Genomic DNA, 11,308 nt, shown 5'->3' with positions numbered 1-11,308 from the left:
CCACAGGTGCATTTGCGTAGACCATGGGCGCCTTGGTTTTTGCCTGTGCCAGAGTTCTTTTCATGACTGCCAACACCGATATGCGCCCGGCGCCGTTCACCCGTTCGGACTACAAGACCCTGGGCCTTGCGGCGCTCGGTGGGGCGTTGGAAATCTACGATTTCATCATTTTCGTGTTTTTCGCCCTGACCCTCAGCCAACTGTTCTTCCCGCCGGAAATGCCCGAGTGGCTGCGTTTGCTGCAAAGTTTCGGGATCTTCGTCACCGGTTACCTGGCGCGGCCGCTGGGCGGGATTCTGATGGCGCACTTCGCCGACAAGCTGGGGCGCAAGAAAGTCTTCAGCCTGAGCATTTTGATGATGGCGCTGCCGTGCCTGCTGATCGGGATCATGCCGACCTATGCGCAGATCGGCTATTTCGCGCCGTTGCTGCTGTTGGTGCTGCGCGTCCTCCAGGGTGCGGCGGTGGGCGGTGAAGTGCCGAGCGCTTGGGTGTTTGTTGCCGAGCACGCACCGGCCGGCCATCGCGGTTACGCGCTCGGATTTCTCCAGGCGGGGCTGACGTTTGGCTATCTGATTGGCGCGTTGACCGCGACCTTTCTGGCTCAGGCGTTCACCCCGGCAGAAATCCTCGATTACGCCTGGCGCTATCCGTTCCTGCTGGGTGGTGTGTTCGGTGTGATCGGTGTCTGGCTGCGCCGCTGGTTGAGTGAAACCCCAGTGTTCATGGCCATGCAGGCCCGCCGCGATGCGTCGGTCGAACTGCCGCTGCGCACCGTGCTGCGGGAACATCGTCTGGCTATGTTGCCGGCGATGATCCTCACTTGCGTACTGACCTCGGCGGTGGTGGTGTTCGTGGTCATCACCCCGACCATGATGCAGAAAACCTTCGGCATGACCGCCAGCCACACCTTCGCCCTGAGCGCGTTGGGCATCGTGTTCCTGAACATCGGTTGTGTGCTCGCCGGTTTGCTGGTCGATCGCATCGGTGCCTGGCGCACAGTGATGCTGTACAGCCTGTTGCTGCCGTTGGGCATCGGCGTGCTCTATACCTGCCTGATCATTGGCGGCGACTGGATCGGTCTGGCGTACGCGATTGCCGGTCTCAGTTGTGGCGTGGTCGGCGCGGTGCCGTCGGTGATGGTCAGCCTGTTCCCGGCACGGATTCGCGTCTCGGGGATTTCCTTCACCTACAACATTGCCTATGCCGCCTGGGCGAGTATCACACCGCTGTTACTGATCGGTCTGATGCCGTGGAGCCCGTGGATCTGTGTGATCTTCTGCGCGGTGATGGGCGCGGTAGGCGTGAGCAGCGCGGCGTATTTCGGCGCGCGCATGCCCAAGGTAGGAAGCCACTCCGTGGCGCCCTGTCTGTAGTTGTTTCGGGGACGCGACGGACATCAAGTCAACCAATGCCACCACAGCAACGTCCCCACCAACCCCACCACCGACACGATGGTTTGCAGGATCGACCAGACCCAGATCGTCTGCTTGAGCTGCAAGCCAAAGTACTCGCGCACCATCCAGAATCCGGCGTCGTTCACGTGGCAGAAAAACACGGAGCCGGCGCCAATCGCCAACGCCACCAATGAACTTTGTGTCGCCGCCAGCCCCGCCATCATCGGCGCCAAAATACCCGCGGTGGTTGTAGTCGCGACCGTGGCCGAACCGGTGGCCTGCCGCAACGCCACGGCGATCAGCCAGGCCAGCAGCAGGTACGGCATGTGCGCGCCTTCGGCGACTTTACTGATGGTCTGACTGATGCCGGCATCGAGCAACGTCTGCTTCAAACCACCGCCGGCACCGATGGTCAGCAGCAACACGGCAATCGGCGCCAGACTTTTGCGTAACGTGCCGCCGACTTCTTCGCGGCGCATGCCATTGGCCCAGCCGAGGCAAATCACCGCCGCCATCACCGCAATGCCCAACGCCACCAGCGGCTCGCCGAGAAATTTCAGGGTCAGGGCGGCGCTGCTTTCTGGATTCATCGCGACTTTCGCCAACGTGCTGCCGAGCATCAGCAATACAGGCAGCAAAATAATCAGCAACGACATGCCGAAGCTCGGCTGGCGCGGGGCCTTGGGCGGGGCGCTGAACAGTGCGCCCAGTTCCGCCGGCTCTTCAACGTGCATGCGTTTCGACAGCCAGTTGCCGTACAGCGGCCCGGCCAGAATCACCGCCGGAATCGCGATGCTGAAGCCCAGCAACATGGTCAACCCAAGGTCGGCGTGCAACGCGCTGACCGCAATCAGCGGGCCCGGATGTGGCGGCATCAAGGCGTGCAACGTGGTCATCCCGGCCAGCGCCGGAATGGCGATTTTCAGCAACGGCTGACCCGAGCGACGCGCCATGACAAAGATGATCGGCACCATCATCACCAGGCCCACTTCGAAAAACAGCGGCAGACCAATCACCATCGCCACCAGCGCCATGACCCATGGCAATGACTTGCCTTTGCCCAGCCCGAGCAAGGTCGAGGCAATGCGGTCGGCGGCACCGGATTCGGCCATCAACGCCCCGAGCATCGACCCTAGGGCAATGATGATCCCGGCCTCACCAAGAATCGCCCCGGCGCCTTTGCTGAACGCCTTGGCCACGTCTTCGGGCGGCAAACCGGCGCCGACACCGGCAATGAAAGTGCCGATCAGAATCGACAGAAACGGCGGGAGTTTGGTGGCGCTGATCAACACGATAATCGTGGCAATCGCCAGCAGGACGCAAAGGATCAAACGGGTGTCGTGAACCATCCAGGCAGCAGTCGATAACTCCAAAACGGGACTCCTTATCGGGTAGATACCGTTGCAACATGTTGTTGCAATTTAGTCGGAGGATACCTGATGTGGCCGGGCTAGAGCGGTGGGTTTTGTAACCGGCGCATTAGAGGGGAGCAGGCCGAGTGGCACGTCGCCATTATTTTTGTAGGACAAGCTCAAAACACTCTTCAGAAAATATCCCCAAGGCCGATGGTTAAGCTGCATACCGCTTTCTACCCCAGCCCTCGGTGCTTTCCCATGTTCAATAAACGCTTGAAGCAGGAGCTGTCCGCTCTTCGCGAAGAACTCTCCAGCCTCCTGCAAGTGAAGGAAAGCCTGGAAAGCGAGATGCTGGGCCTGACCCTCGATCCCGATGGGCGGGTTCAATCGGTCAACCAGAACTTCCTCGGCGAGATGCTCTACAAGAGCAACGACCTGATCGGTCGGCACATCGAAGACATCGTGCCGGCGCATGTGAAGTCCGACGAATTCCATCGGCGCTTCAAAAACGCACTGACCCGAGGTGAGCATTTTGCCGGCACCGTGCGTTTGTTGCGCGGCAATGGTGTCGAGGCGTGGCTGCGTTCAATCCTGCAGCCGGTACGCTCGGCGGACGGTCGTATCAAGCACTTCTCGATTTATTCCAGTGACCTGACTCGTACTATCGAAGCGTCTCGCGAGCACGAGAACCTGATTGGTGCGCTGGTGCGTTCGACGGCGGTGATCGAGTTCGACCTCAACGGCAATGTGCTGGCTGCCAATGAGCGATTCCTCAACGGCATGGGTTACAGCCTGGCGCAGATCCAGGGCAAACATCATCGTACTTTCTGTGAGCCGGAGGAGTACAACAGCGCCGAATATCAGAACTTCTGGCGCCGTCTGAACAATGGCGAGTTTGTCGCTGACCGTTTCAAACGCATCGACAGCCACGGTCGTGTGGTCTGGCTGGAGGCGTCCTATAACCCGGTGGTCGACGCCAACAACAAGCTCTACAAAGTGGTGAAGTTCGCCACGGTGATTACCGATCAGGTCAATCAGGAGCAAGCCGTCGCCGAGGCCGCCAACATCGCCTACAGCACGTCGCTGCAAACCGATAACAGCGCCCAGCGCGGTACGGCGGTGGTGACTCAGGCGGTGGACGTGATGCGCGACCTGGCCAAGCACATGCAAACCGCCGGTGAAGGCATTGAAGCGTTGAACGAGCAGTCGCTGGTGATCGGCACCATCGTCAAGACCATCAGCGGCATTGCCGAGCAGACCAACCTGTTGGCGCTCAACGCGGCCATCGAAGCGGCGCGTGCCGGTGAGCAGGGCCGGGGGTTTGCGGTGGTGGCGGACGAGGTCCGGCAACTGGCGTCACGCACCAGCCAGGCCACCGATGAAATTGTCGGCGTGGTGCGGCAGAACCAGGACATGGCGCGCAACGCCGTCAGCCTGATGACCGACGGCAAGCTCCAGGCAGAACAAGGCCTGGCACTCGCGGCGGAGGCGGGCACAGTGATCGTCGAGATTCGCGACGGCGCGCAGAAAGTGGTGAGCGCGGTCGGGCAGTTTGCGAATCAATTGGCGACTTGATGTTTGTCCTCCGGTTGCCGATACAATCGGCGTTTTCTTCCGGAGCAGACACCCATGACCGTTTCCCATCGCCGTCCGGTTCCGTTATCCAAGGCCTATCGCCTGCTCAATCACGGGCCGACCGTGCTGGTCAGTGCGGCCCACGACGGCCAGCGCAATATCATGGCCGCGGCCTGGGCCATGCCGCTGGATTTTGAACCGCCGAAAATTGCGGTGGTGCTGGACAAGTCCACCTGGACCCGGCAACTGCTGGAAGCCTCGGGCACGTTCGTGGTGAACGTGCCCTGCGTCGCCCAGGCCGATATCGTGCAAACCGTGGGTTCGACGTCGGGCCTGGAACTGACGCAGGCGCACGGCCAGGACAAGTTCCAGGCCTATGGCTTGCCGACCTTCAGCGGTGAGCTGATCGATGCGCCGATGCTGGACGGTTGTGTCGCGTGGCTGGAGTGCCGGCTGCTGCCGGAGCCGCACAATCATCAGCAATACGACCTGTTTCTGGCTGAGGTGATTGCTGCCCAAGCTGATGAGCGTGTGTTCAGCGACGGCCGCTGGCACTTCGAGGGGCACGATGCGTTGCGTACCTTGCACCATGTCGCCGGTGGGCACTTCCTGACGATCGGTGACCCGGTGGATGGCAAGACGCTGGGCGAGTCTGACTAAACAGCGCTGATCGGCGACGCTGCAAACTCTGCGCGCAACAACGAAAGTTGCAGCAAGTCGTGATGTTCCCCCAACCAGAAACCCGCCTGACGAAGCTGTCCTTCCTGGACGAAACCCAAGCGTTCGAGCAACTTCAAACACGCTTGGTTCTCCGGGTGGACCGTGGCCTCGATCCGATTCAGTTGCATCTGTTCAAACCCCCAGACCAGCGTGGCTTGCAGCGCTTCGGACATGATGCCCTTGCCCCAGGCCGACTGCCCCAGCGCGAAACCCAGTGAGCAGCTTTTCCACGATTTGTTCCATTTGAACAGGCCGCAATTGCCGAGCAAATCTTCGTGCTCCCGCAGCTGAATGCCCCAGCGGATGCCGGGATTGGGCAGAGTACGCGATTCGGCGAACGTCTCTACCAATGCCTGGGCCTGGGCGATGTCGGTGATCGGGTCCATGCCAAACCAGCGCATGGCCTGCTCATCTCCGTGAGTCGCCAGCACGGCAGGGGCGTCGGCCGTTACGATTTCGCGTAACAGCAGACGGGGTGTTTCGAGGGTCGGGAAGTCGCTCATGGAATGTCCTTATTCGTCGACCGAAAATCGGTCAGGTGATTACGACGGCCACAGTCTGCGCATTTGCGGTGTTTTTCAAATCCACAGATCATTCACCGCCGTGCGTTCGCCGCCTTCACTGCCGGTGTTCACCACGCCCTTGGGTTCGATCAGCAGCAGTTTCACTTCCTGTTCCGCCGACGGCTTGTGCTCGACGCCCTTGGGCACGACGTACATTTCGCCTGCCGAAATCAGCACATGACCGTCGCGAAAGTCGATGCGCAATTGCCCTTCGAGGACGATGAATGTTTCGTCGGTGTCGAGGTGATCGTGCCAGATGAAATCCCCCAGCAACTTCACCACTTTAAATTGATAGTCGTTCATTTCAGCGATCACCCTCGGTGACCAGTGCTGGTCGATCAGCTCGATTTTCTGCAGGAAGTTGAGGCTTTTGAATGTGTTCATCAGGTGGTTCTCCGGATTGATTCCGGGCCCACGATAACCAGCGTATCGACGTGATTCTTGAACGATTGTGCGTGACTCAGCGTCGATGCATTTTCATCCAGCGGGCCGGTGACAGGCCGTAGGTTTTGCTGAACTGCCGGGTCATATGGCTCTGATCGGTGAAGCCGGCGGTGAGGGCGGCGCTGACCAGCGACTGGCCCTGAATCAGCAGTGCACGGACCAGGTCCAGGCGTCGCATGGTCAGGTAGCGATAAGGGCTGGTGCCGAACAGCAAACGGAAATCCCGTGACAGACTCCAGCGATCCCGACCGCTGTGGTGCGCCAGTTCCTCCAGGGTCACGGTGCGATCAAGGGCACTGTGCATGAACTCCCGAGCGCGCTCGGCCGCCGTATAGTCGAAACTCTGGCGTTTGCCGGGCGCGCCGGAGACGGTACTCAAGGCGTGCGCCAGATCGAACAACGCGTCCTGTTCTTCCAGCGGGTCGAGTGGATCATCCAGGCTGCGCATCAGCACATCGGTGGCGGCGAACAAGCGTGGATCGGTAGACAGGCCGGTCTTGATGAACGGTAGCGGCTGACCGCCGAGTATCTGCTGGATCAGCGCCGGCTCGATGTACATCATTCGGTAGTGGAAACCGCTGTCGGTGCCGGCCTCGCCATTGTGGAGTTCATCCGGGTGCAGCACCAACGTCCCACCGGGCAGGCTGTGACGCCAGCCACCGCGATACTGAAAGCTCTGCACCCCGCCCAAGGTGCGGCCGATGGCATAGGTGTCGTGACGATGCAGGTCGTAGCCGTGGCCGGCAAAAAACGCCTCGATACGCTCCAGCCCGCCGATGTTGGGCGCGCGGTGGAACCAGTCGTTGGGTGGCGTGTGCTTGGCCATGGTGCTGCTGTCTTGAACTCGGTTCAGCCCACGTTAACCCAGTGACAACGGGTCTGTCTGCTGACGCATGGAATCCCAGTGACGAGTAGAAAAGAACCACAAAATGTTGCAAGGTACAAAATCCTCCTGTGCCACGAAGGCGATCCCTCCAATGGAACTGATCCACCTGAGTTACGCCGCACCGTTATTGTCACTGGCCCTTTTGTGGACGGTTGCGGTAGTCACTCCGGGTCCCAACTTCTTCAACATTGCGCAATTGGCGGCCAGTTGTTCCCGACGGCACGGTGTGATATCCGCGTTGGGCGTTGCCACGGGCACGGTGTTATGGGGATTGGCCGGTGGCTTGGGCATCAAGTCGTTGTTCAGCGCGGCGCCGACGCTTTATCTGACGTTCAAGATTGCTGGTGGCTGTTACCTGATCTATCTGGGTTTGAAGCAGTTCAAGCGCAAACCGGCGACGGTGCCGGGCGCAAGCGACCCGCTGGACGGAGCAGGGCGTTCGCTGCTGTCGGCCTATGGACGGGGCTTTTTGGGCAACATGACCAATCCCAAGTCGGCGCTGTTCGTCGCAACGATTTTCGCCACGGCCATGCCGGCCTCACCGCCACCGATGTTGCTGGCGCTGGCGGTGCTGATCATGGCGAGCCTGTCGTTCAGTTGGTATTGCTGCGTGGCGCTGCTGTTTGCCAGCCGTCGGTTCGCCAGCGTTTATGAGCGTTCGCGCCAGTGGCTGGACCGCTTTGCCGGCAGTTGCTACTTGCTGTTCGGCGCGCACCTGGTGGCCAATCGCTGATCAGGTCAGCGCGGTGGCCACGGGTTGATCGGCAATGGCAGATGAGCGATTCAACGTCTCGGGCATGGCCACCACGAGCAACACCAGCGCTGTCGCCGCCACCGCCGCCAAGGTCAGGAATGCTGTGCTGTAGCCGGCCTGCTGAACCACCAGTCCAGCCAGTCCGTTACTCAGTGCGGCGCCCAGACCAAACACCGTCGACAGCGCGCCCAGGCTCACATTGAAGCGTCCGGTGCCTTGGGTCAGGTCCTTGATCACCACCGGAAACAAAGCGCCGAAGATCCCGGCCCCGACGCCGTCGAGTAACTGCACTGCCACCAGCCAGTAAGGATCGTCCGACAGGGTATAAAGCACCCCGCGCAACGGCAGGATCAGGAAACCGGCGAGCAGCAACGGTTTGCGCCCCCAGACATCGGCCTTCCATCCCACCAGCAACGCCACCGGCACCATCACCAATTGTGCGGCGACGATGCAGGCGGACGTCAGCGGCGTGGCCATTTGCAGGTTCACCAAGGACAATTTCTGACTCACCAGTGGCAGCATTGCTGCGTTCGCCAGATGAAACAGCCCACAACAAATAGCGAATACCAGCAGCGGTCGGTTGTGCAGCAGCACACTCAACCCCGACGGTTGTTCGCCGTGGGCGGGGCCTTGCGGGTCGAAGCCTCGGGCAACGTCGTGATCGATGGCTTGTGGCGCAATAAAGCTGATGGCAATCACGCTGGCCAGCGCCATCACGGCCATCAGGTAAAACACCGCCACGGGGCCGAACAAATAGGCAAAACCACCGGCCAGCAACGCCGCGGCAGCATTGCCGGCATGGTTGAAGGTTTCATTGCGCCCGGTGCGGCGGGTAAAGGCCCGAGGCCCGGTGATGCCCAGCGAAATCGCGGAGATGGCCGGGGCGAATACCGAGGCCGCGACGGCGCTCAAGGCTTGGGTCAGGGCGGCCAGAGTGAACGAGGTAATGAAGGGCAGCACCAGGCAACTCACCGTCACCAGCAGCGCTGCCACGATGATCACTGCGCGTTTGCGACGGGTTCGGTCAATCAGCGCACCGGCCGGAGTCTGGGTCAGCAGCGCGGCGATCCCGGCCAGGGTCATCACCAGGCCGATGCTGGCCGGGTCCCAGTGATGCACCGCTAGCAAATAGATCGCCAGGTACGGCCCGAGCCCATCGCGCACGTCGGCGAGAAAGAAGTTGAGCCCGTCCAGGGAGAGGCTGTTGCGACGATCGGTCGGAGCGTTCAAGGGCAGCCTCTGCATGACGGGATGCGTATTAGCAATGACTTGTGGAGACGGCGCGAAGTTTCAGCCTTTAACTCATCGGCGTTGCCGTGGTATCAAACAGCACGTTCACCATGAGGCCAGGCAATGAGCAAGCTGCGGGTAGGAATTATTTTTGGCGGTCGTTCGGCGGAGCATGAAGTGTCGCTGCAATCGGCGAAAAACATCGTCGATGCACTGGACCGTTCGCGCTTCGAACCGGTGCTGATCGGCATCGACAAACAAGGCCACTGGCACCTCAACGATCCCTCGAACTTCCTGCTGAACCAGGAAAACCCGGCACTGATCGCCCTCAATCAATCCAATCGCGAACTGGCGGTGGTACCGGGCAAGGCCAGTCAGCAATTGGTGGAAACCTCAAGCCAGGAACTGCTGGGGCACGTCGATGTGATCTTCCCGATCGTCCACGGCACCCTCGGCGAAGACGGCTGCCTGCAAGGCTTGCTGCGCATGGCGGATTTGCCGTTTGTCGGCTCCGATGTGCTGGGTTCGGCGGTGTGCATGGACAAGGACATCAGCAAGCGTTTGCTGCGTGATGCCGGGATTGCGGTTACGCCCTTTGTGACGTTGAACCGTGCCAGCGCCGCGCGCACCGGATTGGCGGAGGTCCAAGGCAAACTCGGCCTGCCGCTGTTCGTCAAACCGGCGAACCAGGGCTCGTCGGTGGGCGTGAGCAAAGTCACCGACGAAACCGAATACGCGGCCGCGGTTGAACTGGCCCTGAGCTTTGACGAAAAAGTGCTGATCGAGTCTGCCGTCAGCGGTCGCGAGATAGAATGCGCGGTGCTTGGCAATGATCAGCCGATCGCCAGTGGTTGCGGCGAAATTGTGGTGAGCAGCGGCTTCTATTCCTACGACAGCAAATACATCGACGACCAGGCCGCCCAAGTGGTGGTGCCGGCCAACATCAGCGTCGAAGCGAGCGAACGCATTCGCGCCCTGGCCGTCGAGGCGTTCCAGGTGCTCGGCTGTTCCGGGTTGGCGCGAGTCGATGTGTTCCTGACCGACAGTGGCGAAGTGTTGATCAACGAGATCAACTCGCTGCCCGGCTTCACCCGTATCAGCATGTACCCCAAACTGTGGCAGGCCACCGGCATGACTTATAGCGAGTTGGTCAGCCGCCTGATCGACCTGGCGCTGGAGAAACATCAGGCGCGGCAGGCGTTGAAGATCAGCCGTTAGGCTTAGTGCCGGTCAGTTAAGAAGAGTTGAGGTGAAACACGCTCTTTGTAGCAGCTGGCGAAGCCTGCGTCCGTCTGCGCAGCAGACGTGAAATCAGTCGACGCGGTGCTTCAGGACGATCGGGAGTTCAGGTATTGCGGCTGCTGCGCAGCCGGACGCAGGCTTCGCCAGCTGCTACAGATCGCGTTATGGCCAGGGTGACTGGCAAGTAAAAATTCAATCAAGGATCTATCGATGACGGCTGCAACTGTTTACCTGTTTTCCTACGGCACTTTGCAAGACAAAGCCGTGCAACTGGCCAACTTCGGCCGCGAACTGGCCGGCAGCACCGATGCGATGTTGGGGTATGAACAGTCCTGGGTGGAAATTACCGACCCTGACGTGCTAGCCACCAGTGGCAAGACTCACCACCCGATTCTGCGCCCCGGTAGCACAAGCAGTGCGCCGATTGCCGGGACAGTGTTTCAGATCACACCTGAAGAACTGGCCGCCGCTGACAGCTATGAAGTGTCGGACTACAAGCGTGTCAGCGTGGTCTTGAAATCCGGGATTGAGGCGTGGGTGTATGTGAGCGCGTAGATGCGTAGCGCTTCCGAATCCAGTGACATCCGCCTCTCTGCGCGGAACTGCCTGGAAGGCAAGGTCACCAGCGTGACGGGTGGTGCGGTGAATGCTGAAGTGGTGATCCGGCTCGTTTGGGTGTGCCGACTTGAGTCGGTCCCGGAGGCGGAGATTTTCAGCCCCCGGGTTTTCTTTCGTGTTGTATAGCCCGGTTACGTTCTACGCCATCTGATCAAGCCAACTTCACCGGTTTGATCAAACTCTCTGCTGGAATTCCGAACAGCTCATGCAATTTCCAGATCATTGGGAGCGTCAATGCGCGTTTGCCATTAAGCACTTCGTAAACTCGGTTCGTCCGGCCAATGGCCGGCGCCAGATCAGCAGCAGACAGGCCGGACTGCTCCATACGAAATTTGATCGCATCGATCGGGTTTGGCAGATCGACCGGAAACTGCTTCGACTCATACGCTTCGATGAGCGTGATCATGATGTCGAAATAGTCGCCCTCGGGCGTGCCTGGCTCAGGCTCATTATCAAACAGTGCAGAAACGCTCTTTAGCGCTGCACGGTAATCCTCGTCGGTGTGAATCGGACGAATGTTCATG

At 60.2% G+C, this 11,308-nt stretch carries 12 protein-coding genes and 2 pseudogenes; 8 read left to right on the top strand and 6 right to left on the bottom strand.

Annotated features, from left to right (window positions below; all coding sequences use genetic code 11):
* The first annotated feature begins 62 nt into the window (after positions 1–62).
* Positions 63–1,376: an MFS transporter gene (locus ACA071_RS26605; RefSeq protein WP_497641816.1), complete on the top strand. Its 1,314-nt coding sequence runs from the start codon at positions 63–65 to the stop codon at positions 1,374–1,376.
* Between the two features lie 23 nt (positions 1,377–1,399).
* On the opposite strand, the gene ACA071_RS26600 is transcribed toward ACA071_RS26605, so the two are convergent.
* Entirely contained in the window at positions 1,400–2,770 is a 1,371-nt protein-coding gene (locus ACA071_RS26600; RefSeq protein ID WP_497641815.1) for a GntT/GntP/DsdX family permease, read from the bottom strand.
* A 192-nt stretch (positions 2,771–2,962) separates the two neighbouring features.
* Here ACA071_RS26600 and ACA071_RS26595 point away from each other — a divergent pair.
* The 3 genes and pseudogenes from ACA071_RS26595 to ACA071_RS26585 all read left to right on the top strand — a co-directional run.
* Positions 2,963–3,787: pseudogene (locus ACA071_RS26595) on the top strand (PAS domain-containing protein); the annotation flags it as partial.
* 108 nt (positions 3,788–3,895) lie between these two features.
* A complete protein-coding gene (locus tag ACA071_RS26590) occupies positions 3,896–4,327 on the top strand; it encodes a methyl-accepting chemotaxis protein (RefSeq protein WP_497645391.1) in 432 nt (143 codons plus the stop codon).
* Positions 4,328–4,381: 54 nt separating this feature from the next.
* A complete protein-coding gene (locus ACA071_RS26585) occupies positions 4,382–4,987 on the top strand; it encodes a flavin reductase family protein (protein WP_497641814.1) in 606 nt (201 codons plus the stop codon).
* On the opposite strand, the gene ACA071_RS26580 is transcribed toward ACA071_RS26585, so the two are convergent.
* The 3 genes from ACA071_RS26580 to ACA071_RS26570 form a co-directional block, all read right to left on the bottom strand.
* Positions 4,984–5,550: a GNAT family N-acetyltransferase gene (locus ACA071_RS26580; protein ID WP_497641813.1), complete on the bottom strand. Its 567-nt coding sequence runs from the start codon at positions 5,548–5,550 to the stop codon at positions 4,984–4,986. The genes ACA071_RS26585 and ACA071_RS26580 overlap by 4 nt on opposite strands.
* 75 nt (positions 5,551–5,625) lie before the next feature.
* Positions 5,626–5,994 carry a cupin domain-containing protein gene (locus tag ACA071_RS26575; protein ID WP_497641812.1) on the bottom strand — a complete coding sequence of 123 codons (369 nt, stop codon included), beginning with the start codon at positions 5,992–5,994 and terminating at the stop codon, positions 5,626–5,628.
* 76 nt (positions 5,995–6,070) lie between these two features.
* The gene (locus ACA071_RS26570) at positions 6,071–6,880 is read right to left on the bottom strand and encodes an AraC family transcriptional regulator (protein ID WP_497641811.1); all 810 of its coding nucleotides are present in this window, start codon (positions 6,878–6,880) and stop codon (positions 6,071–6,073) included.
* Between the two features lie 151 nt (positions 6,881–7,031).
* Here ACA071_RS26570 and ACA071_RS26565 point away from each other — a divergent pair, with 151 nt between their 5' ends.
* Positions 7,032–7,673, top strand: coding sequence for a LysE family translocator (locus ACA071_RS26565; RefSeq protein ID WP_497641810.1), 642 nt, complete (start codon positions 7,032–7,034; stop codon positions 7,671–7,673).
* Here ACA071_RS26565 and ACA071_RS26560 read toward each other — a convergent pair whose 3' ends face one another.
* Positions 7,674–8,924, bottom strand: coding sequence for an MFS transporter (locus ACA071_RS26560; protein ID WP_497641809.1), 1,251 nt, complete (start codon positions 8,922–8,924; stop codon positions 7,674–7,676).
* Positions 8,925–9,047: 123 nt separating this feature from the next.
* On the opposite strand from ACA071_RS26560, the gene ddlA reads away from it, so the two are divergent.
* The 3 genes and pseudogenes from ddlA to ACA071_RS26545 all read left to right on the top strand — a co-directional run.
* Positions 9,048–10,142 (top strand): D-alanine--D-alanine ligase, encoded by a 1,095-nt coding sequence (gene ddlA, locus ACA071_RS26555; protein ID WP_497641808.1) that lies wholly within the window; start codon positions 9,048–9,050, stop codon positions 10,140–10,142.
* 234 nt (positions 10,143–10,376) lie between these two features.
* Positions 10,377–10,721 carry a gamma-glutamylcyclotransferase family protein gene (locus tag ACA071_RS26550; RefSeq protein ID WP_497641807.1) on the top strand — a complete coding sequence of 115 codons (345 nt, stop codon included), beginning with the start codon at positions 10,377–10,379 and terminating at the stop codon, positions 10,719–10,721.
* Between the two features lie 12 nt (positions 10,722–10,733).
* A pseudogene (locus tag ACA071_RS26545) lies at positions 10,734–10,835 on the top strand (TOBE domain-containing protein); the annotation flags it as partial.
* 100 nt (positions 10,836–10,935) lie between these two features.
* Here ACA071_RS26545 and ACA071_RS26540 read toward each other — a convergent pair.
* Positions 10,936–11,307 carry a helix-turn-helix domain-containing protein gene (locus ACA071_RS26540; protein ID WP_497641806.1) on the bottom strand — a complete coding sequence of 124 codons (372 nt, stop codon included), beginning with the start codon at positions 11,305–11,307 and terminating at the stop codon, positions 10,936–10,938.
* Position 11,308 lies beyond the last annotated feature (1 nt).

Source organism: Pseudomonas sp. LBUM1646, assembly GCF_059716165.1.
Note: the sequence above shows the minus strand (reverse complement) of the source record. Positions and strands in the feature narration are given on the sequence as shown.